We start from the raw sequence: 24,886 nt of genomic DNA, 5'->3' as shown, positions 1-24,886 counted from the left end.
GTGCGAACCGACATTGAGTATTGATCGGCCCCAGTGGCCTGTCAAGGGCCCTCACCTGCGAAAACGCGAAGCTGCAGGGCCGGCGTGGTGTAGTGGCCGACCAGCGTCGTCAGCTCGAACAGGCCGCGCTCGCCCACCGCGGACACGGCGTCGGCGTACTCCTCGTCGCTGAGCGCGCGGTTCCGCAGCGGCGCGGCGGTCGCCCGTACGGCGGCCCGCTCGGCGGGATCGGTGAGTTCGGGCATCGTGCCGGAGCGCAGCGCGGACATCTCCGGCCCGGTCAGGCCGGCGATCCGGCCCACCGCCTCGTGCGCCTCGCGTTCGAAGGCGCTGCCCCAGTGGGCGGCCACGGCCAGGATCGCCAACTCCCGGGCGCGGTCGCCGAGGACGGACCCGTAGCGCACGGCCGCGCCGAGGGCCTTGGACCGCGAGTCCCACCGGCGGGCTCAGCAGCATGGCGTTGAACGGGCCGCGCAGCCGCCCCTCCCCGTCGGTCAGCGCGAACGCCTGCGGCACGGCCGCGCGCGGGCCGCCGGTGATGGCCCGGTAGACCTCCGCCTGTTTCTCGTCCAGTTCTCCGGGCAGCAGCCCGGCCGGTCGCGCTCCCATGGGACCTCCTTGTCGCGCGTGTCGCGCACGAGCCCTCTTGCGTGATATCGACTTCCGTACAATGAAAGTTCCCTGTTCCGGACGCACGCCCGTGCAGAAAGCGAGCCCCGAGTGCCGCCGCGTGACGAACCGACCTCGCCGCCCCCGGAGGGCTCCGCGGCGAAGCGCAGCTACCACGTCGAGGCGCTGGCCAAAGGGCTCAGGCTGCTCGGGCTGTTCTCCGAGCAGCGCCCGTCGATGAAGCTCACCGACATGGCAGCCGAGACCGGCGTACCGCTGCCGACCGCCTTCCGGATGGCCGCCACCCTGGTCACCGAGGGCTTCCTCGAGCAACTGCCGGACGGCGCCTACCACCCGGCCCCGAAGGTCCTCACCCTCGGCTTCTCGGCGCTGCGCGGCATGGACCTGGTGGAGCTCGCCGACGGTCCGCTGCGCCGGCTCGCCGCGGCGACCGGTCAGACGGTCAACCTCGGCACCCTCTCCGACGACCGTGTGCTGTATCTGATCCGGCTGCGCAACAACGACCTCGTGACCGCCAACATCCAGGTCGGCTCCCGGCTTCCGGCGGTCGCCACATCCATCGGCAAGGTGCTGCTGGCCGGTCTGGACGACACGGAGCTGGGGCGGCGCCTGACGGAGGCGTCCTTCACGGGGACCACCGGCCCCAACGCGGTCCGGTCGCTCACCGGGCTGCGGCCGGCCCTGGCCGGGATCCGCGAGCAGGGCTGGGCCGTACAGGACGAGGAGCTCGCGTACGGGCTGCGTTCGGTCGCCGGTCCCGTCCGTGACGCGTCCGGGGCGGTGGTGGCCGGCGTCAACGTGGCCGTACCCGCGATGGAGTTTCCCGTCACCCGCCTGCTCGACGAGCTGCGCCCACCGCTGCTGGACGCCTGCCAGGAGATCACCCGGCTGCTCGGCGGGAGCTGAGCGCGGTCACGGGAGCCGGGTACGGTCATACGAGGGTGCGGCCGCCGTCCACGTACAGCACCTGCCCGGTGACGAACGCCGCCCGCTGTGAGGCGAGGAAGAGCACCGCGCCGACGACGTCGTCCGGCGTGCCCAGGCGCCCGGCCGGCACCAGACCGGCCATCTCCTCGCGCATCCCCGGCTTGTCCAGGTACGACCTGGTCAGCTCGGTCTCCGTATAGCCCGGGGCGACCGCGTTGACGGTCACGCCGTCCGCTGCCCACTCCCGGGCCATCACCTTCACCAGCTGGTCCAGCCCGCCCTTGGTCGCCGCGTAGGGGGCGTGGTGCTTGTGCGCGAGCCGGGAGGAGACCGACGAGAAGAACACCATGCTGCCCCGCCCGGCCGCACGCATCAGGCGGCCCGCGGCCCGCCCGGCCCAGAACGCGCTCGACAGGTTCAGGGTGACGATCCGGTCCCACACCTCGTCGGGGGTGGCCACCACCGGGCGGCGGTCGTTCGTGCCGACCGCGTGCACCAGCACGTCCAGCCCGCCCAGCTCGCCGGCCGCCGCCGCGATGGCCTCCTCGCACGCCTCGGAGGTCGTCACATCGGCCGGGAACACCCGCACACCGGCGTCCGCGAGCGCCGGATCGTCCCGCAGCGACTTCAGCCTCGCCTCGGCCACGTCCACCACGGCCGACCGGGCCCCGGCGTCCGCCAGGGCCCGGGTACAGGCGGCCCCCAGCCCTCCCGCCCCCATGACGAGCGCCCGCCTGCCTTCCAGTCCCAGCCAACCCACGGCAGCACCTCTGCTTTCGCTGGGCAAAAGTCGCTTTCAAGAATCACCGAGACCATGGCCCGGTGCCACGGCGGTGTCCATGGGGCCCGCCTACCATGGAGACATGGGCGGGATCGTCGTCGTGTACGAGCTCGACAAGCCGATGACCGCGCGCTCCTCATCGGGAACGCAGGGCGGTGAGCAGCGGCCCGTGCGCAGGGTGCACGCGGCGCCCTCCGCGCCGGGGACGTCCTCCGCTACAGGGCCTCGGACCCTCTGCGGCAAGGACACCTTCGCCATGCGGACGGCTTCCTGGAGGCCCGCCGAGCACCCCGGAGCGCCCTGGTACTCCCCGCAGTACGCGTCCGTGGTGTGCCCCGAATGCGATGCCGTGATCGAGACCTGACCGGATACAGGGAGGCCCGCCATGAAGACCGGAGACTCGGACTACGACTCCTGGCTGTACTCTCACACCCCCTCACAGGCCGAGGGCGAGCGCGACGAACCGGCCGAACGAGCGGCCATGGAGCAGCACCCGGATGTCCCGAGGACCGAACCGTCCCAGGCGGAGGGGGAACGGGACGACATCAGGACCTCGTGACGGCCGGGCGGCCGAGGAGCCGGACGGGAGCACGCCCGGCGGCGTCGAGCGCGCCCCGGCGGCTCCCTCACGCATCCCGCGTGCGGCGTGACGTTCCTTCGCGCGCGATCACTGTCTGCCGCCGTACCTCACCCTCGCCGGCGGCGAAGAGTGAAGAGGGTAAAAAAATCACAAAGGGAGAGTTTTCGCATATCGTCCGACTTTCATGGGTGGCCTTGTCGTGATCTCGCCCCTTGGGCGTAGCTGGATGCCGTGCCCATCGCCCGTCGGCCAGAGGCGGTGGGCGAAAAGAAGATCACGTGAGGAGACGTCATGAAGAAGGCTTACGAGGCACCGACGCTCGTCCGGCTCGGTACGTTCCGGAAGGAGACGGGACTCCTTCAGCGCTCCGGCAACGACCGGCTGATCCTCAGCAAGAACTGACGAGCGACGGTCCTTGACCCGACGTCATGACTGAAGCGCACGAAAGTGCGGGGACGGGCCCCGGCGACGCGCATTTCGCGGTCTTCACCGACCTCGCGGGCGCGGCCGCCGTGGCCCGCTCCTTCACCCGCCCCTCCAGCCGAACCCTCACCCACCCGTCGGGCCGGCCCTGGCTGGTCGGCGACTGGCACGACGACGAGATCGTCACCGCGAGCGCCGGCAGCGCCGCCATCGCCGTCATCGGCTGCTGCCCCGTCGACGCCGACGAACTGCGCCGCCGGACCGCACGCCTGCGCGACCTCGCGGAACTCGACGCCCTGGCCCGCAGACTGCCCGGCAGTTTCCACCTGGTCGCGACCCTCGACGGCCGCGTCAGGGTCCAGGGCAGCGCCTCCGGCCTGCGCCTGGTCTTCCACGCCGAGATCGAGGGTTCACGCGTGGCCGCCAGCCGCGCCGACACGCTCGCCGCCGCACTGCGCCTCGACCCCGACGTCGAGGAACTGGCCGTGCGCCTGCTGTGGCCCGCCCCCTACCCCCTGTTCGAGACATCCCTGTGGCGGGCGGTCACCGCCGTACCCCCGCAGGACGCCGTGATCGTCGCCGCGGACGGGCGCACCGTCCGCCACACCCGCTGGTGGACCCCGCCGGAACCGGTCACGCCCCTCGCCGAGGCGGCACCCCGGATCCGCACGGCGCTGCGGGAAGCCGTCGGCGCGCGTACCCGCCAGGGGGGCGTGGTCAGCTGCGACCTGTCCGGCGGCCTGGACTCCACCTCCGTCTGCTTCCTGGCCGAGCGGTCTCCCGCCCGTCTGGTGGCCAGCACCTGGCCGGGACGGGATCCCGCGGACACCGACCTCCACTGGGCGGAGCAGGCCGCGGCACACCTGCCGGACGTCGAGCACGTGATCTGGGACGCCGACGCCTCCCCGCTGGTCTACGACGACCTGCTCGGCATCGACGACCTCCTGGACGAGCCCACCATCGGCGTCATGGACCGCTCTCGGGTCCTGCACCACCTGCCCGGCCTCACCGCCCGCGGCAGCCGGCTGCACCTCACCGGAATCGGCGGCGACCACGTGGCCTGGTGCTCCGAGGCCTACTACCACCGACTGCTGCGCACCCGCCCCTTGTTCGCCCTGCGCCGGCTGCGCGGATTCCGGGCGCTGTGGCAGTGGCCGCCGGCCGGCACGGTCCGGGCGCTCGCCGACTCACGGCCCTACGGCAGGTGGCTCGCCGCCGCCGCCGACCACCTACGGGACCCGTCGCCCCCGTCCGTCGCCACCGGCCTCGGCTGGGGGATGGCGCCGCGCCTGTTCGACTGGGTCACCCCCGATGCCGAGCGGATGGCCCGCAGGGCCCTGCTCGACGCGGCGGCGACGGCCGCACCGCTGCACCCGGACCGCGGCCTGCACACCGACCTCGAGCAGATCCGCTCCTGCACGCGCGTCATCCGCCAGTGGGACCGGATGGCAGCCCGCGCAGGCCTGCCGATGGCCTCTCCCTTCCTCGACGACCGCGTCATCGAGGCGTGCCTCGCCGTACGCCCCAGCGAGCGCGTCACGCCCTGGCAGTACAAGCCGGTGCTGACCGCCGCCATGCGCGGGATCGTGCCCGAGGCCTGCCTGCGTCGGACCAACAAGGCCACGGCCTCCATGGACGCGGCCGACGGACTGCGGGAACACCGTGCCGACCTGCTGGCCCTGTGGGAGGACTCCCGGCTGGCCGACCTCGGCCTGGTGGACGCGACAGCCCTGCGCCGTCTCGCCCAGCGCCCCGCGTCCCGGGGACTGTCCGACGCCATCCTCTACTCCACCATCGCCGCCGAGGTGTGGCTCCGGGGCCTCTCCCGCGGCGCCCGCACGTCCCCCCACCTCTGAACCGGCCCCGACCGACCCGGAAGTCATCGACGACCTCAGAAAGGCGGCCACCCATGCCCTTGCGGTTCGGTGCCGACATCACCACCGCCGAAACCGGCTACGGCACAGTGTTGCTGGACGAAAAGGCCGGCATCTACTGGGAGTTGAACCCGACCGCCACCCTCGTGGTCCGCACCCTGCTCGACGGCGGCGAGGAAACCGACGCGGCCGCCGCCCTGGTCCGGGAGTTCGACATCGACCGGGCACAGGCCCTGGAGGACGTCGAGACGCTCGTACGGCAGCTGCGTGACGCGGAGCTGGCCTCATGACGACGCCGAGCGCGCTGGAACGCCCCACCGGGGTGCCCGCGACCCGACGCGTGGCCGCCCGGCTCGTCCTCCTGCCCGCGGTCGCCCTCGCCCTCCTGCCGCCCCGCCGCATCCGCGCCGTACTCGGCCTCCTGCGCCGCGGGGCGGCCCCCGCCACCACCGCACAGGCGCAGGACGCGCGTGACGCCATGTGCGCCGCCAGTCTGCGCTGCGCCGGACCGAAGGGCTGCCTGCCGCGCTCCCTCGGAGCGGCACTGCTGTGCCGGCTCGGCGGAACGTGGCCGACCTGGTGCACCGGGGTACGCGTCGTGCCGCCCTTCACCGCCCACGCCTGGATCGAGGCGGACGGCCGTCCCGTCGGCGAGGGCGTACCGGACGGATACTTCGCCCGCCTGATGGCCGTCGCCCCGCTCCCACGGCCCGGGGACCGATGACCGGCACGACGGTGCCGCGCGGGGGGCGTGCCGGGGTCGCCGACGCCGACAGATCGACCTGGACGGCGGTGGCCACCATGTACCGGCTCACCTCCGGGCACCGGCCCGCCATCGCCGTCGCCACCGTCCTGACCCTCGTCGGCTCCGCCCTCGGACTGGCCCAGCCGCTCGTCGCCAAGCACGTCGTCGACGCCGGTGGTCGCGCACAGACCATCTGGTCGCTGACGGCCCTGCTCGGCGTCCTGTTCGTCACCGAGGCGGCCACGGGAGCCATCGGCCGGTTCCTCCTGGAACGCATGGGCGAAGGCGTCGTACGGCAACTCCGCCACGGCCTGGTCGCACGCCTGCTCCGACTGGAGATGAGGGAGTACGACCGCCACCGCAACGGCGACCTGATCTCCCGGGTGGCCACCGACACCACCCTGCTGCGCGAGGTCGTCTCCCAGGCCCTCGTCGACCTGGTGACCGGCAGCCTCGCCGCCGCCGGGGCCGTCGTCCTCATGGTGTGGCTCGACCCCCTGCTGCTGCTTCTGGTGACCGTTACCGTGGCCGTGGCCGCCGTGATCGTCGCCTCGCTGCTCACCGGGATCCGACGCGCCTCCGAACACATGCAGGGCTCGGTCGGTGCCCTCGCCGCCGACCTGGAACGGGCCCTCGGCGCCCTGCCGATGGTCCGCGTGCACCGCGCCGAGGAGCGCGAGGCGGCCACCATCGGCGCACGCGTCGACGCGGCCTACGACGCCGGGGTGCGCACCGCGAAGCTCGCCTCCGTCATGAGCCCGGCGGTCGAACTCGCCGTCCAGGGTTCGTTCCTCATCGTCCTGGTTGTCGGAGGTCTGCGCGTCAACGGTCACGCGGGCTCCCTCGGCGACCTCGTCGCCTTCCTGCTGTACGCCTCCTACCTCGTCCTGCCGCTGTCCTCCGTCTTCCGCGCGGCGGGGCTGGTCCAGCGCGGAATGGGTGCCTATCAGCGCATCGAGCAGGTCCTCCGTCTGCCGGTCGAGCAGACGGCGCCCCGACTCCCGGGACGCCGCACCCGAACGCCGCACCGGATCCGGCCGTCCGCTCCCGACGACGGCCCCGCCCCTGACGACGGCCCCGCCCCCGACCGGCCCGTCCTCGCCCTGCACGACGTCCACTTCGGCTACGACCCGGCACGTCCGGTGCTCCGGGGTGTCTCCTTCACCGTCGCCCACCGTCGGCACGTCGCCCTGGTGGGCCGGTCCGGAGCCGGCAAGAGCACGGTGTTCGCCCTGGTGGCCAGGTTCTACGAGCCGGACGCGGGAACCGTGTTCTTCGACGGCCGACCCGCCGGCGAACTCGGCCGCGACGCGTGCCGGGAACGCATCGCCGTCGTCGACCAGAACACCCATGTGGTCCATGGCACCCTGCGCGAGAACATCACCTACGCCGTGCCCGACGCAACGGAGGCGGAGATCCGGCGGGTCGTCGAACTCGCGCGGCTCGAAGAGGTCGTCGAGCGGCTGCCCGGCGGCCTGGCCGCCGTCATCGGTGAACGCGGCGGCACCCTCTCCGGCGGTGAACGCCAACGCGTCGCCCTGGCCCGCGCGTTGCTGGCCCGCCCCGCCCTCCTCCTGCTGGACGAACCCACCTCCCACCTCGACGCCATCAACGAATCGGCGCTCACCACCGTGATGAAGGACGTCGCCCAGGAGTGCGCCCTCCTGGTCATCGCACACCGTCTGTCCACCGTGCAGCACGCCGACCACATCGTCGTACTCCACGAGGGCCGCACCACGGCGAGCGGCCGCCACGAGGATCTCCTGACCGGCAGCCCCCTGTACCGGAAGCTGGCCGAGAGCCAGATGCTGCGCCCCGCTCAGGGCCGCACGTGACCCGCCGTCACCGCTTTGAGTTCGTCGAGCGAGTCCCGGACGAGATGCCCGAGGTCCCGCTCGTCGTCCGCGTCGATCCAGCGCTCGAACGCGACTTTGAAGACGGCGACCCCGGCCTCCGCGGTCAGGCTCGCCGCCGGCTCCTTGACGCCGCGTCCGCGCAGGGTGTCGGCGAGTGCCGTGGACAGTGAGGCGAGTTTGATCAGCTCACGCTCCTGGAGTTCCGCGTTCGCGACGATGACGGCATGGCGCTGCCGGGAGTGCGCGCGGCGCTCCTGGAACATGGCGGCCACGGCCTCCAGAGCCGCGGCCACCGCGTCGATCGGCGCTGCGGACGCGGGCGCACCGGAGGCGGTGCTCACGAAGAGCTCCTGAAGCGAGGCGGCGCCCGCGAACAGGACCTCCCGCTTGTCGGCGAAGTGCCGGAAGAAGGTTCGCTCGGTGAGCCCGGCCCGCTTGGCGATCTCCGCCACCGTGGTCTGTTCGTATCCGCGCTCGCCGTACAGCTCCAGTGCGGCCTGTTCGAGTCGCCCGCGGGCGTTCGGCTCCCATCGACCCATGTCCTGATCTTACGCGATGACAGTGACTGACATCGGTGCTACGGTCGATGGCAGTCACTGACATCGATCGTGGGTGCGGCTGTACGCGGCGCCGAGGGCGGTCGACCTATCCGAAGGGCTTCTCATGCGCGTATTCGTCACCGGCGCGTCCGGCTGGATCGGCTCCGCCGTGGTTCCCGAACTCATCGGCGCCGGGCACCAGGTCGTCGGGCTGGCCCGCTCCGACGCCTCGGCCGCCGCCCTCACCGCGGCCGGGGCCGAGGTGCGGCGCGGCACCGTGGACGATCTCGACGTCCTGCGCAGCGCGGCTGCCGCGTCCGACGGCGTGATCCACCTGGCGTTCAAGCACGACATCGCCTTCTCGGGGGACTTCCAGGGCGCCGCCGACGCGGACCGCCGGGCCGTCGAGACATTCGGCGAGGCGCTCGCGGGTTCCGGCCGTCCGTTCGTCCTCGCCTCCGGGATACTCGGGCTCACTCCGGGGCGCGTCGCCACCGAAGAGGACGCCGGTCCCCGCCTTTCCCTCGGGCATCTCGGGGCCGGTCCGCGGACTCGGCTGGACACCGCCCAGCTGACGCTCTCCCTGGCCTCCCGTGACGTGCGTTCGTCCGTCGTCCGGCTCCCTCCGACGGTGCACGGCGACGGGGATCACGGCTTCATGGCCGCGCTGATCGGCATCGCCCGCGCCAAGGGCGTCTCCGGCCACGTCGGCGACGGGACCAACCGCTGGCCCGCCGGGCACCGGTCCGACGCGGCCCACCTGTTCCGTCTCGCCCTCGAAAAGGCGCCGGCCGGATCGGTGCTGCACGCGACGGCCGACGAGGGGGTGCCGATCCGCACCGTCGCGGAAGTGATAGGGCGGCATCTCGACGTCCCCGTGACCAGCGTCCCGCCGGAGGCCGCGGCCGAACACTTCGGCTGGCTCGGCGGCTTCATCTCCCTCGACAGCCCGGCCTCCAGCGTCCTGACCCGCGCACTGCTGGGCTGGCAGCCGACGGGCCCCGGGCTCATCGACGACCTCGACAAAGGCCACTACTTCGACCAGCCCGCCGCGTAGGTTCCCCTACCGTCCGACGGTGAGCGCCCAGCGGACGCCGGCCGGGGCGGTGACGCTCACCGTTCCGTGTTCGTGGGCGCGCTTCACCTCCAGTTGGTTGAGGACGCTGCCGGCTCTTCCGTCCACGCAGTCGAGCGGGAACCTCAGCCCGACCGGTTCGACCGAGACGGTCAGTCTGCCCTTGCCCTGGCACGTCACGAGGACCGACAGCACCCCGGGCCTGATCCCGCCCCGGACGTCCATCTCCCGGTTGCCACCGGCGTCGGCCGCCTGGGCGAGGACTTCTCCCTCCAGCAGGGCCGGAGCCTTGGTCACGGATACCCCGGGCACGTCCACGGCGCGGGAGGAGGCGGCCGGCGAAGGGGTGCGGGGGGAGCGCCGGCTGTCGCTGTGCTCGCCGGCACAGCCGACGACCAGCGTGGCCAGGGCGGCGATTGCCGCCGCCGATGAGAGAACCGTCGTACGACGAGCCGGGATCTCCAAGAGACGCCCATCCGCTGAGGACTGCTCTTCCGGCAGTCGGACCCGTTGACCGTAGGGCAGGGCCATGACGGAAGCGATCATTCTGCCGATGTTCTGAGCATGAGCTGAGGTAGGAGTCCGGGCTGTGAGTCCCGCCAGCGGCGTCGCAGCGACCGCGTTGGTATGTCACACCCCCCGGCTAGGGTGCCCGCCATGGACAAGGGACTGCTGACCGGGGAACTCTCCGGTTCCTGGGACCGTACCCGGTCGGCTCGGGACGCCCTCGTGGCACAGGGTGCGGCCGTGGTCGCGGCGGTGCTGGACGTGCTCTGCGACGAGGGGTCACCCGTCGACTGGACGGTCTCGGCGGACGTGCTGTGCAGGATCGGGGAGCCCGCTCTCCTCCCGCTCGCGGAGGCGGCCGTGTCGGCGGACTCACCCGAAGTGGCCCGGAGGGCCGCATGGACCCTGGGACGGCTGGAAGTGGCCGATCCCGGGATCTACGTGCCCTTGCTGAAGCATGCACACGCGCGGGTCCGCGGCACCGCGCTCTCCGCCTTCCAGGGCCGGGGCGAGACCGTGGTGCCCTTCATGGACCGGTTGACCCCGCTGTTGGGAGACCCGGAACCCGAGGTCCGCGGGCGAGCGGTCCGGGTGTTCAAGACGATCGGCACCGGAGCCCTCCCGAAGCTCCGGCGGCTGCGGCGAGAGCCCGCCACCGGACCCGGGATCCGGGCCGGAGCCCTGGAGGCACTGGCGGCCATCGGCGGGCCGGCCGTACTCGACAGCGGGGACCAGGAGGCATGGCGCCGGCTGACGCGGATCAAGCGATCGGGCGAGATCCCCGAAGGCATGCACCTGTGCGGATCCTGGTACGCGGTCCCGAGCACCGATCAGGACGCGGTGCTGGCGGCGTTCGACCTGGGCGACCCCGAGCCGGTCACGCTCCGGACCGGCGCCGCGGCCTGGAACCATGACCATCACGACTGGGAACGGCCCCGCCCGCATCGCCGCTGCGCACGCGCGTTCGTCAGCCCGGCACTGGACGGCTGGACCCTCGTCTTCGGGGGCTCGTCCCAGGACACTCACCGCATGGAGGAAGCGGAGGACCCGGAGGAGACGTTGCCGGTCGTCGTGCGCGGCCGGTGCGCCGACCTCAGCCGCCGGTTCGGCGCCGCCCATTGGTACGGAATGAGCTGCGGGGACGGCTGGACGGCCTGGTGCCTCGCCGAGGACGGGGAAGTGGTGCGCCACTACGACGCGTTCGCCGCCGCGGAGGGCGGGGAGGAAGGCCCCGCACACCCGGCCGAAGCCGGCTACCTCCTGCCGCATCAGGACGGTTTCCCCGCCGATGCCTTCGACGGCGCCGACTTCACCGACGCCGAGGAGTTCGCCGCCTGGTGCCGCCGCGTCAAGGAGGAACACCGGATACCCGACACCTGCTACGCCAAGGACATCGCCGCCCGGCTCTCGGTCGATCCCGGCGCCCTGGGGGCGCACACCAGGGTCGCCGGCTCAGGTGTGCTCGCTCTCACCGCCTGCGGGCGAGAGCTCGGTCACCCGGCCGGAGCTCTCCCTGTGTGACACCACCGCGGCAGGTGCGGGCCGGTTGACCCGCCCGGAGAACGGGCGAGAACCGGCCCGCCGCACCGGCGGCGCCGACTACACCGTGCCGCTGGCGGAGATGGTGACCTTCCCCTTGGGCGATCCGCTGCCGCTGCCGAGGGCCTCGATCTGGTCGACGAGGTCCTGGCCCTCGACGACCTCACCGAAGACCACGTGCTTGCCGTCGAGCCAGTCCGTGACGACGGTGGTGATGAAGAACTGCGACCCGTTGCTGTGCGGGCCGGCGTTCGCCATGCTCAGCAGGTAGGGCCGGTCGTGCTTGAGGGTGAAGTTCTCGTCCTGGAACTTCTCGCCGTAGATGCTCCGGCCGCCGGTGCCGTTGCCCCGGGTGAAGTCGCCGCCCTGAAGCATGAACTGCGGGATGATCCGGTGGAAGGAGGAACCGGCGTAACCGTAGCCGTGCTGGCCGGTGGCCAGCTCACGGAAGTTCCTGGCCGTCTTGGGCACGACGTCGTCGAAGAGCCTGAAGACGATCCGGCCGACCGGTGCGTCGTTGATCGTGATGTCGAAGTAAACGTTCTCGCTCATGGCGATCAACCTATCGTCAAGCAGTGCCCGGCGTTCTCGGAGGGCATGCCCAAGGGCGTCCTGTGTCGGCGCGGTCAGTTCAGCGGGGGCGGCCCGGCCTGGGCGGTCGTGCCCCACCCGGACGGCTCGGCACCGACCGTGAACGCCAGTGACCGCATGTGCCGCAGGTCGTGCGTCGTCAGGTAGGTGCGGTCGTAGGAGGAGCCGTCGACGCGGGCCGACCCGATGTAGCGGCGGACGTCCGAGGTGCCGGGCGCCGTCACGGTGAGGGACCCGTGGGGGTAGTAGCGCCGGTCGAGGGTGAGGTCGACCCGGTCGAACACGGGAGTGGACAGTCCCCAGGTGTCGTAGCCGGGCTGCACCGGGAAGAGACCGATCGACGACAGCACGTTCCAGGCGGACATCGTGCCGAGGTCGTCGTTGCCGGTCATGCCGGTCGGGGTGTCCGTGAACAGGGTCAGCGCGGCGTGCACCACGTCGGTCGTCTTCCACGGCTCGCCGGTCGAGAGGTAGGTGTAGGGCGCGATGAGGTCGGGCTCGTTCTGCGGGTTGTACTTGTCCGCGTTGTAGTAGTCGTACGGACCGTTCACCCATACCTCGCGGGCGGTCCTGGCGGGTTCCCGCACGAGCTGGTCGTAGGCGAAGAAGGAGTCCAGCCGGTCGTTGGCCGCCTGCTCGCCGCCGATCAGGCCGACCATGCCGGGGATGTCCTGCGGCACGAGCCACTGGTACTGCCAGGCGGTGCCCTCGTGGAATCCCTCGCTCCTGGCAGGGTCGTCCGGCCCGGTGAAGGCGCCGGCGGCGTCCCGCGCGCGGAAGAAGCCGGTCGAGGTGTCGAACACCCGGCGGTAGTTCTGGGCCCGGTCGGTGTAGCGCGCCGCGTCGGCGGCATGGCCGAGGCCGCGGGCCATCTCGGCGAGCATGGCGTCCGACAGGGCGTACTCCAGTGTCGCGGACGCCCCGTGGTCGTAGTCCGAGTCTCCTGGCTTCGCGTGCGGGCGGCCCTTGATGTACGGGGCGAAGCCGTCGGCGATGTACGCCTCGTTCGCCTCGCGGCCCACGGCCGGCGAGTCGGCGGGGGGCACCCCGTCGGCGTTCTTCCGCAGAGCGCGGTAGGCCTGTTCCTCATAGCCCTTCAGCAGGCCCTGCTGGTAGGCGTTGGTGAGGAACGGGGTCACCGGGTCGCCGGTCATGATGTTCGTCTCGACCGTGCCGTACCCCCACTTGGGCAGCCAGCCGCTCTCCTCGTCGATCTTGATCACGGATATCGCCATGTCCCGGGCCTCGCGCGGCGCGAGCAGCGACAGGAGCTGGGACTGGGTGCGGTAGGTGTCCCACAGGGACCAGTTCTGGTAGTACGTGAAGCCCCGCGCGCGGTGGATCCGTTGGTCCCAGCCGGTGTAGCGTCCGTCGGCGTCGCCGCCGATGTTGGGCGCGAGGAAGGACCGGTACAGGGACGAGTAGAACGTGCGGCGGAGGGTGTCGCTGCCGCCCCGCACCCGCACGTCGTCGAGCCGGTCCTCCCACACCCGCCGTGCGGCGTCGCGCACCCGGTCGAAGGAACGGCCGCCCTCGGCACGGAGGTTGACGGCGGCGCCGTGGGCGTCGACGTACGACAGGGCGGTGGTGGCCTCGACGGTCCGGTCCCTGGTCGTGTCGAAGCGGACGTACACGCCGTCCCGGCCGGTCCTCGACCCGTCGGTGACCGTGGTGCCGTCCCAGGTGCCGTACGCGGTGAACGGGCGGTCGAAGCGGGTGATCGTGTAGACCGTGTACGGCTTGGTGTCCTGGCAGAAGCCGCTGCCGGTGATCGCGGTGCGCACGGTCCGGTTGTCGAGGACCTCGACCTTGGTGGCGACCGTCCGGTGCAGCGACTGGCCCGCGTTGAGCAGGACGTCGGCCTTGTCCGTGGCGGGGAAGGTGTAGCGCTGTACGCCCGTGCGCGCGGTCGCGGTCAGTTCGGCGTCGATGCCGCTGTCGAGCCCGACCTTGTAGTAGCCGGGGCTCGCCTTCTCGGTGTCATGGCTGAACGCGGCCTCGTATTTCGCGTAGTCGGTCTCCGTGACGTCGCCGGTGGTCGGCAGTACGGGAAGGTCGCCGCCCAGGCCGCAGCCGACGCCGGAGAGGTGGACGAGGGAGAAGCCGCGGATGTGGTTCTGGGCGTAGTCGTAACCGGTGTTGTGCCCGGTGTCCGGCGACAACTGCACCATCCCGAAGGGTACGGCGGCGCCGGGGTAGGTGTTGCCTTCGTTCTGGGTTCCGATGAACGGGTTGACGAGATCGGTGAGTTGACCGTCCCGGTCGGTGGCCGCCGCGGCCGTGGGCGCGGTCAGGGCCCCGCCGAGGAGAGCGACCGCCGCGATCACCGTGCCCGCACCGCGAATGCGCTGAGTCCATCTCATGGGCGTCCGTACTCCTCCCTTTGGACAACGTTGTCAGAGCGGCGCGCCCATTCTTCGTGCTGTGCGTGTACTCGTCAAGAGTGGGTGCGAGTAACGGAGTTCGGCGTGCGGACCCGTCTCCACCCGGCCCCGACGGTCCTGGCACACTGCACGGCATGACGACCCTGACACCCGCTCGCGCCCTCGTACTGCTCTGGAGCGGCATCACCTGCCTGGTCGTGGTGGCGGGCGGTGTGCTGGGCGCGCTCCTCGGCGGCTGGACGGCGTCGGCCCTCGCCGGCCTCTCGGCCGGAGCCGTGTGCATGACCGGCTCCGTGTTCGTACGGCGGCGTGTCATGGCCAACTTCGCCGTGGCGGAACAGGAGGCGATGGCTCGCGGCTATGCCGAAGGCCTCTCCCACGGCCTCCTCACCGTCGTCGCCCAGTACGAAGCGGCCGTCTTTCCCATGAGCGCCGGGGGAGTGACCGCCGCGGAGCGATTCGCCCGTCGCAGCGCCGCGTACCGGATCGCCGCCGAGGCCGCACTGCCCACCCCCGTACGCGTGGCCGCTGCCGCCGCCCTGGCGGCACTGGACGAAGGGGACCCGCACCGCTCCCGGGACGCCATCGGCAAGCTCTTCTCCGCCGTCAACCCTGGAACGGGGGTCTCGGCGGAATAGGTACGCGGCGGCCCGCGCGCGGCGGAGCGGGGAGCTATTGCTTACGCACCGCCGCGGCCGGCGGACGCTCTCGGAGTGCGCCGTACCCGATGAAGTACGCGGGAAGGCGGCGTACGAACCGTGACCCGGCGAGCAGGCCCGCCATGTGCTGCGCCCTGTCCACGCTGCCGAGAGGCGGCTGCCCCTGAAGGACGGGAGCGATGACGCGGGCGTGGGCCACCCGCTGGAGGGTCTGCGTGACGACCGTGGTGGGACGGCGGCGGCGCTGCACACCGCGTACGTCGCGCAGCCCCACCCGCCCGTGGCGCAGCGGCTCGACCAGGTGCCGGGCGGCGGCCACGGCATCCTCCACGGCGAGGTTGATACCGATGCCGAAGACCGGGGACATCGCGTGCGCGGCGTCGCCGATGCACAGCAGCCCGGGGCGGTGCCAGCGGCGCAGCCGGTCCAGCCGCACATCGAGGAGCTTGACCTCGTCCCACGAGCGAAGGTGATGCGTCCGGTCCGCGATCCAGGGAACGGCGGCGGCGTAGTCGGCGAGGAACCGGTCGAGGCCGGCGGCGCGGCGCCGGCTGTCGGTGCCCTTGGGGATGAGCGCGGCGCACTGCCAGTAGTCCCCGCGGTCGATCATCGCGGTCAGGAAGCGGTCACCGGCACCACCGACGAGTCCACGGGGGTCCTCCTCGCGCCGAGGCAGCCGGAACCACCACGCGTCCATCGGGCAGCCGAAGCGGCGCCGTCCCAGCTCCGGCAGCGAGCGCGCCAGTGATCCGCGGCCGTCGCAGGCGACGGTGAGAAGGGCGCGCAGTTCGCCGGTGCGGCCGTCGGAGGTGCGGTAGCGCACCCCGGTCACCCGCCCGCCCTCCATCAGGAACGAGGTCGCCTCGGTGTTCATCCGCAGCTGGAAGGACGGCTCGCGCCCCGCCTCGTCCGCGAGGAGGTCCAGCAGATCCCATTGGGGCACCATCGCCACGTAGTTGTACGGGCCGGGCAGCACCGCGAGGTCCGCGACCGTGACGTTCGACCGGCCGGTCCCGACGGGCAACTGGACGGTGCGTACCCGGCGTTGTGGCAGCCGGGCGAAGCGCTCGGCCAGACCAAGGTCGTCCAGCAGTGCCAGCGTGGAGGGATGCACGGTGTCGCCGCGGAAGTCGCGCAGGAAGTCGCCGTGCTTCTCCAGCACCGTCACGTCGATGCCGGCCCGGGCCAGCAACAGCGCGAGCACCATGCCCGCGGGGCCGCCCCCCACTACGCAACACGTGGTCCGCTCCATGGCAGCCCTGCCCTTCGGAAGAGCCCAATTCATCACTCGGTGAATATTGTAGTCCACCGACGGGTCCACGATCCGGTCAGGCGGTAGCCTGCTCGTGAGGGCAGCCATGGCCGACGAGGTGCGCATCCGGCTTCTCGGTGGTTTCGCCGTCGCGGTCGCGGACCGCCCGGTCGCCGCCGGGGCCTGGCGGCTGCGCAAGGCCCGGAGCCTGTTGAAACTCCTGAGCCTGTCCCCGGGCCACCGGATGCACCGGGAGCGGCTCTACGACCTTCTGTGGCCGGACCTCGACCGGACGGCCGCGTCGAACAACCTGCACCAGGTGCTGCACGCCGTGCGTCGCGCGCTGGCCGCCACGGGGTCGCCCGGCGATGTCGTCGTACTCCGCGACGACATGGTGCTGCTCGGCCCCGACGGCGGCGTGCGGACCGACCTCGACGAACTCGATGAGGCGGTACGGCGGGCGTCCGACGGCGGCGGGGCGGCGGACTACGGCGCCGCGCTCGCCCTGGCCGACGCCGGGCTGCTGCCCGAGGACCGCTACGAGCCATGGGCCGACGAGGCCGCCACGGCGTTGGAGACCCGGCGTACGACGCTCAGGCTGGGGCTGGCCGAGGCGCTCGGGCACGACCACCGCGCGGCCGAGGCCATCGACGTGCTGCGCGCCCTGATCGCCCAGAACCCCCTGGACGAGCCCGCCCACCGGGCCCTGATGCGGGCTCTGGCGGACGCCGGGCGGCGCCGGGAAGCGCTGGCCGCGTACGAACGTCTGCGTGACGCGCTGCGCCAGGACACCGGCGCCGACCCCGACCCGCAGACGCGCCGCCTGTTCCGAACCCTGCTGGCCGACTCGGTCGAGGCACCGGAACAGCGCCCCGCGGCCCCACGGCACCGCCTGCCGACGCCGGCCACGGCCCTCATCGGCCGGGAGCGCGAGACGGCCGAGGTGGAGAAACTGCTCGAACACAGCAGGCTGCTGACCCTCACCGGGGCCGGCGGCTGCGGCAAGACCCGGCTCGCGCTCGCCGTGGCGGCCCGGCGCGGGGACCGGTTCCGGGACGGGGCGTGTTTCGTGGACCTCGCCGCGCTGACGGAACCACACCTTCTCCCCGAGGCGGTCGCCTCAGCCCTCGGAGTGCAACTGCCGCCGTCCGGCGGGGCCCGCCCAGCGCTGATCGCACAACTCCGCGACCATGACCTGCTGCTGGTGCTGGACAACTGCGAACACCTGGTCGACGCCTGCGCCGCCCTGGTCTCGGACATCATGGCCCACTGCCCGGGCGTCTTCGTGCTCGCGACCAGCCGGGAGCCGTTGCGCAGCTACGGGGAACGCACCTTCAGGGTGCCGTCCCTGTGTCTTCCGGATCCGCGCCGGCTGCCGTCCGTGGCGGAGCTGGGCCGGTTCGCCTCCGTGCGGCTGTTCGTGGAGCGGGCCGCCGACGCGGCCCCCGGATTCCGGCTGACCCCGGGGAACGCCGAGGCCGTCGCCCAGATCTGCTTCCGGCTCGACGGAATGCCCCTGGCCCTCGAACTGGCGGCGGCTCGGGTGCCCCTCCTGGCCCCACGTCAGATCGCCGAGCGCCTGGACGACTCCCTCGCGCTGCTCGGCCGGGGCAGCCGGCACGGCGTGACCAGGCAGGAGACCCTGCTGGCCACCCTGGAGTGGAGCCACCGGCTGCTCGACGACGACGAACGGCGTCTGCTGCGCCGGCTCGCCGTCTTCGCGGGCGGCTTCACGCTCGCCGCGGTCGAGCAGGTGTGCGCCGACGGCACCGACCACACCCCGGTGCTGGACCTCCTGGGCAGACTGGCCGACAAATCCCTGGTGGGGATGGAGCCCCGGCAGGACGAGGACGAGGCCCGTTACCGGCTGCTGGAGACGATCCGGCAGTACGCCGCCGAGCGGCTGCGGGCCGCCGGGGAACAGGCGGCGACCGAGGCCCGTCACCGGCGCTTCTACCTGGAGCTCGCCGAGGCGCGGGACCGCGAGCCGCCCACGGGTGTCTCCGGAGCGACCTCCTTGGAGCTGGAGGCCGACTACGACAATCTCCGGGCCGCCCTGCGCTCGCTCCTGCGGCACGAACCGGACGACGCGCTGCGGCTGGCGGTCGCCCTGCGGTCGTTCTGGCCCGAACGCGGGCGCCTCGCCGAGGGCCGGCGGCGGCTCGACGACGCCCTGGCCGCCGCACCGGCGCCCACACCGCAGCGTGCGAGAGCGCTGATGGGCAAGGCCGTACTGGCCGTCCGCCTCGGTGACGGCTCCCCGCTGGAGGACATCGCCGCGCAGATCGTGGCCATCCACCGGCGCCGGCCGGAACCGGCTGCGCTCTCGTACGCCTACTACCAGCAAGCGGTACTGCTCTGGATGCGCGGTGCCTGGGAGCGCGCCCGCACCGCTCTCGACCGGGCCCGCACCCTCGCCCGGGAGGCCGGCGAGACGCCGGTCCTCGCCGTCGCCGCGCACCTCGAGGCCGTCTGGGCGGCCTGCCGCGGCGAGGGAACGGCGGCCCACGACGCCTGTACGGAGAGCCTCCGGCTGCTGGCGGACGCCGAGGCGGACAGCGGCCCGTTCTTCCCGGTGATGACGCCGGGCTACGCGGTCCGGGACGACGGCGCGGGGGAGGTGTCGCTGCTCTTCGAGGAGACGGTGCTCGCCGGCCGCACGGTCGGCCCGTCCCGGGCATGCGGTTACGTCCTGGCGAACCTCGCGTGGGCGACCCGCATCGAGGGCGACCCCGGCGCCGCCGTCACCGCGGCCGAGGACAGCGTCGACTGCTTCCGCGCGCTGGCCGACCCGCACGGGGAGTCCCTGGCTCTCAACACGCTCGGCAACATCCACCGAAGCCGGGGCGACCACGACGCGGCGCGCAAGTACCTCGACACGGCGCTGGCGATCAGATGCCGGCTCGGCGACCGCCGGGAGGAAGGCATCACCCTCGGCTGCCTCGGCCTGCTCCACCTGGCCGCCGGGGACACCAGGAGCGCGCGGGCCACCGTCTCCCGCGCCCTCGTGGGCTTCGAGGAGACCGACGACATCCCGGGCATCACCAACAGCCTCCTCCACCTCGGCCTGGTGGCCCGGGCAGCGGGTGATACGGCACGAGCCCGGACCCTGCTGACCCGCGCCCAGCGGCTCGAACAGATCGCCGGGTCGATCCCGGCCGCCGGCTGGGTCACCCTCATGCTGGCGCGGCTCCAGTGGGAGGCCGGTGACCGCGACGCCGCCGGGGCGTCGGCAGCGCGGGCCGGCGACCTCTTCGCCGACCTCGGTGACACGCGCGGCGCGGCCGTGGTGAGGCGCACGGTGCCACGGACACCGACCGCGCAAAGCGGCTGCTGAGTGAGTGCTAAGAGGCGCTGCCTACGGTCAGGGACATCAGCGCAAGACACTCGGAAAGAGGAGCCGATGATGTCGATCGACACGGCAAAGGGCGTCCTGGGCGACGCCACCATCGCCGAACTGGAGGCGGGCCTGCGCGGCACCGTCGTCCGCCCCGGCGACGCCGGCTACGACCGGGCCAGGGCGGTCTGGAACGGAGCCCACGACAAGCACCCGGCGCTGATCGTGCGCTGCGCCGGGACCGCGGACGTGGTCCGCGCCGTCGAGTTCGCACGCAGCCAGGACCTGCCCGTCGCCGTGCGCGGCGGCGCCCACAGCATCGCCGGGTTCTCGACCGTCGACGACGGCATCGTCATCGACCTGTCGCCCATGAAGGGCGCCCTCGTCGATCCCCGCAGGCGCCGCGTGGTCGCCCAGGCCGGCCTGACATGGGGCGACCTCGACCAGGAGACCCAGGCCTTCGGCCTCGCCGTGACCGGCGGCCTGGTCTCCTCGACGGGCATCGCCGGCTTCACGCTCGGCGGCGGAGTGGGCTGGCTCCTGCGCCGCCACGGGCTCGCCTCCGACAATCTGACGGCGGCCGAGGTCGTCACCGCGGACGGCCGCGTGGTGCGCGCGGACGAGCACGAGAACTCCGAGCTGTTCTGGGCGCTGCGAGGCGGCGGCGGCAACTTCGGTGTCGTCACGTCGTTCGAGTACCAGCTGCATCCCGTCGGGCCCCAGATCCTGGGCGGCCTGATCGTCTACCCCCGCGCACAGGCCCGACAGGTGATCACGGGCTGGCGGGAGCTGATCGCGGACATGCCCGACGAGCTGACCACCCTGATCAACCTGACGACGGCACCTCCGCTGCCCTTCCTGCCGCCGGAGGTCCACGGCACCCGCGTCCTGGTGCTCGTCGGCATGTACGCGGGCGACCCCGCGGCCGGTGAGCCGGTCGTCGCTCCGCTGCGCGGGCTGGGCACACCCATCGCCGACCTCATGGGCCCCATGCCGTACACCGCCATGCAGTCGATGCTCGACCCGTTGTGGACGGCCGGCGCGCACAACTACTTCACGTCGGCGTTCATCGAGCCGTCCGACGCCTCGATCGACGCCCTGCTGCGCCACCATCTGGAAGCGCCCACGCCCTCCAGCGAGATGCATCTGCACCAACTGGGCGGCGCCTACGCCCGCGTACCCGCCGACGCCACGGCCTTCAGCCAGCGGGAGCCGAGCGTGCTGTGCAACGTGATCGCACGGTCCCCCGACGCGACGGACTTCGACGCCCACGTCGCCTGGGCCCGCGACACCCGCAAGGACATCGCACACCACGGCCACGGGACCATGTACGTCAACTTCACCGGTGACGCCGCCGAGGACAGGGTGCGGGCCTCGTACCCGGACGCCGTCCACGAACGCCTCGTGAGGGTGAAGGACACCTACGACCCCACGAACATGTTCCACCTCAACCAGAACATCCGCCCCTCGGCGGCGGCATGACCGACGACGGCTCGTATGGGGCCCCAGGAACCACGGGCCCCATCACGGCCGCCGCTCCAGCGGCGACCGCAGCAGGAGGGTGCCGTCCGGCTCGCGGACGACGTGCGACCCGAAGTCGCGGCTGCTGACCCGGTCCAGAACGGTCCGCAGCCACTCCGTGTCGGCACGGGAAGCGCGCACCAGCCGCATCCGCCGCGCCAGCAGCGGCACCATCCGCACGGTGGCCGACGTGCCGGTGTCCGGGTCCGCCGCGACGAGGTACAGCAGCCGCAGATCGTCCCGGTAGCGCTCATAGCCGGTGATGCCCTCGTAGTCGTCGACGAAGTCGCCGCAGCCGTACAGGACCGGCTTGCCCCGGTACACCTCCATGGGGCGCGGATGGTGCGAGGAGTGTCCGTGCACGATGTCCGCCCCGCCGTCGACGAGGGCGTGGGCGAAGCCGACCTCGTCGCGGGAGACGCCGTAGCCCCAGTTCGCCCCCCAGTGAACCGAGACGACCGCGATGTCGCCCGGCCGCTTCACCTGCCGCACACGGCTGGTGATCCCGGCGGCTGCGGCATCGGACGGCTCGGCCAGGAAGGCCACACCGCCGCGCTCGCCGGTCGCCGCCCACCCGTGCGGGATGCCGCTGGACGCCGTCCCGCACGAGAAGACCAGCACCCGGCCCCCGCCCTCGACCGGGATGATCGCCGGCTGCGACGCCTCGCCCACGTCCCGGCCCGCGCCCGCCGTCCTCAGCTTCGCGCCGGCCAGGGCGCCGAGCGTCTCGTCGAGCCCGCCGAGCCCGAAGTCCAGCACGTGGTTGTTGGCCAGGACACAGACGTCGGGGCGGACGGCGGCCAGACAGGGCAGGTTGGCGGGGTTCATCCGGTAGTGGACCGCCTTGCCGGGCGCGAACCGGCCGGCCCGCGTGACGCTGGTCTCCAGATTGACGATCCGGGCGTCGGGCGCCGCCTCGTCGAGGATCCGCAGGGCATCGCCCCAGGGCCAGGAGTAACCGACCGGCCGGGGAATCGCTCCGTTCACCGCCTCGGCGAGCTCGACGTAGGCACGGGCGTCACGGATGTACGTCTCCCGCAGCGCCGGGTCCCCGGGGTGCGGAAGGATCTGATCGACACCCCGGCCCAGCATCACGTCACCGCAGAGGAAGAGGGTGACCAGGCCCCCGCGCATACTCCCAGGCTAAGCGGTCGTCCTGGCTTCCCCACGGCGGGAAAATGGAAGCGGGGACGCAGGCGCCGACGAGGAGGCCGGTCATGTTCTTCACGGATCGTCTCGACGCGGGGCAGCGGCTGGCCTCCCGGCTGGCGTACCTCAAGGAGCAGAACGTGGTGGTGCTGGGGCTTCCCCGAGGCGGGGTCCCGGTGGCGGCACAGGTCGCCCGCGAGCTGAACGCCCCGCTGGACGTGTGCCTGGTACGGAAGCTGGGGGTGCCGTACCAGCCGGAGCTGGGCATGGGGGCGATCGGCGAGGACGGCGTCCGGGTCATCAACGACGAGGTGATGCGCGGCGCGCGGGTCACCCGGGAGGAGCTCGCCGAGGTCGAGCAGCGCGAGCGCGAGGTGCTGGAGCTGCGCGCCCGGCGGTACCGGGGCGAGCGGGAGCCGGTGCGCCTGGCGGGGCGGACGGTGGTGGTGGTCGACGACGGTGTCGCCACCGGCTCGACCGCACGGGCGGCCTGCCGGATCTCCCGGGCACGGGGAGCGGCGCGGATCGTGCTGGCCGTGCCCGTGGCACCGCGCGACTGGACCGCGCGGCTGGGCGGTGAGGCGGACGAACTGGTCTGTCTGGACACGCCCCGGCGCTTCTACGCGATCGGCCAGTTCTACGACGACTTCTCCCAGCTCGCCGACGACGAGGTCGTCACCCTCCTGGAACAGACGTCGGGCCGGCCGTACGGAAGGGCCGCGGACACCGTGCCACCGGACCGGGAGGTCGACATGGCCGCCGGTGCCCTGCGGCTGCGCGGAGATCTGACCGTGCCCGACGGCGCGACGGGGCTCGTGGTGTTCGCGCACGGCAGCGGCAGCAGCCGCCGCAGCCCGCGCAACCGGTTCGTCGCGGCCGGGCTCAACCGGGCCGGCCTCGGCACCCTGCTCTTCGACCTGCTCACCCGGGACGAGGAGGGCGACAGGGCCAACGTGTTCGACACCGACCTGCTGGCCGGCCGCCTGGTGGACGTCACCACCTGGCTGCGCGGACAGCCGGAGAGCGAAGGGCTCGCGGTCGGCTACTTCGGCGCCAGCACCGGCGCGGCCGCCGCCCTGTGCGCCGCCGCGGAACAGGGCGCGCGGGTCGCGGCGGTCGTCTCCCGCGGCGGCAGGCCCGACCTGGCCGGGCCGCGCCTGCCTGCCGTGGCGGCACCGACCCTGCTGATCGTCGGCGGCCACGACCAGATGGTGCTCGGCCTCAACCGCCGGGCCCAGGCCCAGCTGCGCTGCGAGAACCGGCTCGCGGTCGTCCCCGGTGCCACCCACCTCTTCGAGGAGCCCGGCGCCCTGGAGGCGGTCACCGACCTGGCCCGCGACTGGTTCACCGATCATCTGGCCCCGGCCGCCCACGCCATGACTTGAAGCGCTTTAAACACTGGTATCATCGCCCTAGTTTTCTGCGGGCGTCAAGAGCGTCAAGGGCGTCGCGCAAGGGGATCCGCCGCGGGGAGGCACAAGTGGACGACAGCGGTTCCGTACGTCACCGGAACGGCGCGCACAAGCGCCCCAGGCTGGAGGACGTGGCCGCACGGGTGGGTCTGTCCACGGCGACGGTGTCCCTGGTGCTGCGCGGTGTGCCCGGTCCGAGCGAACGGACCCGGAAGCGCGTCCTGAAGGCGACCGCCGACCTCGGGTACCAGGTGGACCGTACCGCCAGCACGCTGGCCAGCAGGCGCAGCCGGCTGCTCGGCGTCATGGTCGACATCCACAGCCCCTTCCACGCCGAGCTGGTCGAGCACCTGCACACCGCGGCCGAAGAGGTCGGCTACGACCTGGTCCTCAGCACCCTCACCCGCACCCGTGACGAACACACCGCGGTCGACACCCTGCTGGCCTTCCGCAGCGAGGCGCTGATCCTGCTCGGTCCGACCGCGCCCGCGGACGCGCTCGCCGCCCTCGACAACAAGGCCCCCGTCATCGCCGTGGGCCGCCGCATCGCCGGTGCCGCCCTGGACGTCGTACGCACCGCCGACGACGACGGCGTGGGCCAGATCGTCGACCACCTGGTCGGACTCGGCCATCGCGACATCGTCTACGTGGACGGCGGCAAGGGGGTCATCGCCACCGACCGGCGCCGCGGCTACCGCACCGCCATGCGCCGCCACGGCCTGGACGGCCACATCCGGGTTCTCACCGGGGACAAGACCGAAGCGGCCGGCGAACGCGCCGTCGGTCATCTCCTCGGCGGCCCCCAACTGCCCACGGCGGTCGTCGCGTTCAACGACCAGTGCGCCATCGGTGTTCTGGCCGCCCTGTCCCGGGCCGGTGTCGCCGTCCCGGGCGAGGTGTCCGTGGCCGGCTACGACGACGACACGCTCTCCCGGCTGAGCTGCTTCAACCTGACCACCGTCAGCCAGAGCGCCCGGGAACAGGCCCGGCACGCGGTGACCGCCGCCGTCGAACGCCTGGACCGGGACCGCACCGAGCCCCGAGAGGTCGTACTGACCCCGCGCCTCGTCCTGCGCGGTACCACCGGAGAACCCGCCTGAACCGT

The 24,886-nt window shown here is 72.5% G+C and carries 23 protein-coding genes; 15 read left to right on the top strand and 8 right to left on the bottom strand.

Translation table 11 applies throughout. The features are described 5' to 3' along the window. Positions 1–41 precede the first annotated feature (41 nt). Positions 42–404: a carboxymuconolactone decarboxylase family protein gene (locus ABZ915_RS01980; RefSeq protein WP_361794197.1), complete on the bottom strand. Its 363-nt coding sequence runs from the start codon at positions 402–404 to the stop codon at positions 42–44. A 316-nt stretch (positions 405–720) separates the two neighbouring features. Here ABZ915_RS01980 and ABZ915_RS01975 point away from each other — a divergent pair, with 316 nt between their 5' ends. Beyond that, positions 721–1,536 carry an IclR family transcriptional regulator gene (locus tag ABZ915_RS01975; protein ID WP_361794194.1) on the top strand — a complete coding sequence of 272 codons (816 nt, stop codon included), beginning with the start codon at positions 721–723 and terminating at the stop codon, positions 1,534–1,536. A gap of 25 nt (positions 1,537–1,561) precedes the next feature. Here ABZ915_RS01975 and ABZ915_RS01970 read toward each other — a convergent pair whose 3' ends face one another. After that, positions 1,562–2,317, bottom strand: a complete 756-nt coding sequence (locus ABZ915_RS01970) for an SDR family oxidoreductase (protein ID WP_361794191.1) — start codon at positions 2,315–2,317, stop codon at positions 1,562–1,564. A 103-nt stretch (positions 2,318–2,420) separates the two neighbouring features. On the opposite strand from ABZ915_RS01970, the gene ABZ915_RS01965 reads away from it, so the two are divergent. From ABZ915_RS01965 to ABZ915_RS01935, 7 genes are all read left to right on the top strand, one after another. Then, a complete protein-coding gene (locus ABZ915_RS01965; RefSeq protein ID WP_361794189.1) occupies positions 2,421–2,702 on the top strand; it encodes a hypothetical protein in 282 nt (93 codons plus the stop codon). A 21-nt stretch (positions 2,703–2,723) separates the two neighbouring features. Beyond that, a complete protein-coding gene (locus ABZ915_RS01960; RefSeq protein ID WP_361794187.1) occupies positions 2,724–2,897 on the top strand; it encodes a hypothetical protein in 174 nt (57 codons plus the stop codon). A gap of 312 nt (positions 2,898–3,209) precedes the next feature. Beyond that, positions 3,210–3,320, top strand: a complete 111-nt coding sequence (locus ABZ915_RS01955) for a keywimysin-related RiPP (protein WP_107047813.1) — start codon at positions 3,210–3,212, stop codon at positions 3,318–3,320. Positions 3,321–3,346: 26 nt separating this feature from the next. Then, positions 3,347–5,197: a lasso peptide isopeptide bond-forming cyclase gene (locus ABZ915_RS01950; protein ID WP_361794184.1), complete on the top strand. Its 1,851-nt coding sequence runs from the start codon at positions 3,347–3,349 to the stop codon at positions 5,195–5,197. 53 nt (positions 5,198–5,250) lie between these two features. Next, positions 5,251–5,505 carry a lasso peptide biosynthesis PqqD family chaperone gene (locus tag ABZ915_RS01945; RefSeq protein WP_361794181.1) on the top strand — a complete coding sequence of 85 codons (255 nt, stop codon included), beginning with the start codon at positions 5,251–5,253 and terminating at the stop codon, positions 5,503–5,505. Continuing rightward, positions 5,502–5,939: a lasso peptide biosynthesis B2 protein gene (locus tag ABZ915_RS01940; protein ID WP_361794178.1), complete on the top strand. Its 438-nt coding sequence runs from the start codon at positions 5,502–5,504 to the stop codon at positions 5,937–5,939. The genes ABZ915_RS01945 and ABZ915_RS01940 overlap by 4 nt, the downstream gene beginning before the upstream one ends. After that, entirely contained in the window at positions 5,936–7,795 is a 1,860-nt protein-coding gene (locus ABZ915_RS01935; RefSeq protein ID WP_361794175.1) for an ABC transporter ATP-binding protein, read from the top strand. Before ABZ915_RS01940 ends, ABZ915_RS01935 begins: the two co-directional genes overlap by 4 nt. Here ABZ915_RS01935 and ABZ915_RS01930 read toward each other — a convergent pair. Next, positions 7,780–8,355 (bottom strand): helix-turn-helix domain-containing protein, encoded by a 576-nt coding sequence (locus ABZ915_RS01930; protein ID WP_361794172.1) that lies wholly within the window; start codon positions 8,353–8,355, stop codon positions 7,780–7,782. The genes ABZ915_RS01935 and ABZ915_RS01930 overlap by 16 nt on opposite strands. Positions 8,356–8,479: 124 nt before the next feature. On the opposite strand from ABZ915_RS01930, the gene ABZ915_RS01925 reads away from it, so the two are divergent. Next, on the top strand, positions 8,480–9,412 hold the full coding sequence (locus ABZ915_RS01925; RefSeq protein ID WP_361794169.1) for an SDR family oxidoreductase: 933 nt from the start codon (positions 8,480–8,482) through the stop codon (positions 9,410–9,412). A gap of 6 nt (positions 9,413–9,418) precedes the next feature. Here the strand turns inward: ABZ915_RS01925 and ABZ915_RS01920 are convergent, their stop codons facing one another. Beyond that, positions 9,419–9,976: a hypothetical protein gene (locus tag ABZ915_RS01920; protein WP_361794166.1), complete on the bottom strand. Its 558-nt coding sequence runs from the start codon at positions 9,974–9,976 to the stop codon at positions 9,419–9,421. A gap of 111 nt (positions 9,977–10,087) precedes the next feature. Here ABZ915_RS01920 and ABZ915_RS01915 point away from each other — a divergent pair, with 111 nt between their 5' ends. Then, entirely contained in the window at positions 10,088–11,458 is a 1,371-nt protein-coding gene (locus tag ABZ915_RS01915) for a HEAT repeat domain-containing protein (protein ID WP_361794163.1), read from the top strand. 78 nt (positions 11,459–11,536) lie between these two features. Here the strand turns inward: ABZ915_RS01915 and ABZ915_RS01910 are convergent, their stop codons facing one another. Further along, on the bottom strand, positions 11,537–12,028 hold the full coding sequence (locus ABZ915_RS01910; protein ID WP_361794160.1) for a peptidylprolyl isomerase: 492 nt from the start codon (positions 12,026–12,028) through the stop codon (positions 11,537–11,539). 74 nt (positions 12,029–12,102) lie between these two features. Then, complete coding sequence (locus ABZ915_RS01905) at positions 12,103–14,430, bottom strand: GH92 family glycosyl hydrolase (protein ID WP_361794157.1); 2,328 nt, start codon at positions 14,428–14,430, stop codon at positions 12,103–12,105. Positions 14,431–14,585: 155 nt separating this feature from the next. Between ABZ915_RS01905 and ABZ915_RS01900 the strand changes: the two genes are divergently transcribed. Then, a complete protein-coding gene (locus tag ABZ915_RS01900; protein WP_361794154.1) occupies positions 14,586–15,089 on the top strand; it encodes a hypothetical protein in 504 nt (167 codons plus the stop codon). Between the two features lie 34 nt (positions 15,090–15,123). Here the strand turns inward: ABZ915_RS01900 and ABZ915_RS01895 are convergent, their stop codons facing one another. Continuing rightward, positions 15,124–16,362, bottom strand: a complete 1,239-nt coding sequence (locus ABZ915_RS01895; RefSeq protein WP_361794151.1) for an FAD-dependent oxidoreductase — start codon at positions 16,360–16,362, stop codon at positions 15,124–15,126. A 94-nt stretch (positions 16,363–16,456) separates the two neighbouring features. Between ABZ915_RS01895 and ABZ915_RS01890 the strand changes: the two genes are divergently transcribed. Further along, a complete protein-coding gene (locus ABZ915_RS01890; RefSeq protein ID WP_361794148.1) occupies positions 16,457–19,699 on the top strand; it encodes a BTAD domain-containing putative transcriptional regulator in 3,243 nt (1,080 codons plus the stop codon). 66 nt (positions 19,700–19,765) lie between these two features. Continuing rightward, complete coding sequence (locus ABZ915_RS01885; RefSeq protein ID WP_361794145.1) at positions 19,766–21,181, top strand: FAD-binding oxidoreductase; 1,416 nt, start codon at positions 19,766–19,768, stop codon at positions 21,179–21,181. A gap of 42 nt (positions 21,182–21,223) precedes the next feature. On the opposite strand, the gene ABZ915_RS01880 is transcribed toward ABZ915_RS01885, so the two are convergent. After that, the gene (locus ABZ915_RS01880; RefSeq protein ID WP_361794142.1) at positions 21,224–22,354 is read right to left on the bottom strand and encodes a CapA family protein; all 1,131 of its coding nucleotides are present in this window, start codon (positions 22,352–22,354) and stop codon (positions 21,224–21,226) included. An 83-nt stretch (positions 22,355–22,437) separates the two neighbouring features. On the opposite strand from ABZ915_RS01880, the gene ABZ915_RS01875 reads away from it, so the two are divergent. Together ABZ915_RS01875 and ABZ915_RS01870 are read left to right on the top strand one after the other, a co-directional pair. Continuing rightward, positions 22,438–23,754, top strand: a complete 1,317-nt coding sequence (locus ABZ915_RS01875; protein WP_361794139.1) for a phosphoribosyltransferase family protein — start codon at positions 22,438–22,440, stop codon at positions 23,752–23,754. A 95-nt stretch (positions 23,755–23,849) separates the two neighbouring features. After that, positions 23,850–24,881, top strand: coding sequence for a LacI family DNA-binding transcriptional regulator (locus ABZ915_RS01870; protein ID WP_361794136.1), 1,032 nt, complete (start codon positions 23,850–23,852; stop codon positions 24,879–24,881). The last annotated feature ends 5 nt before the right edge of the window (positions 24,882–24,886 follow it).

It is taken from the genome of Streptomyces sp. NPDC046915 (genome assembly GCF_040644935.1).
Classification (GTDB): Bacteria; Actinomycetota; Actinomycetes; order Streptomycetales; family Streptomycetaceae; genus Streptomyces.
Note: the sequence above shows the minus strand (reverse complement) of the source record. Positions and strands in the feature narration are given on the sequence as shown.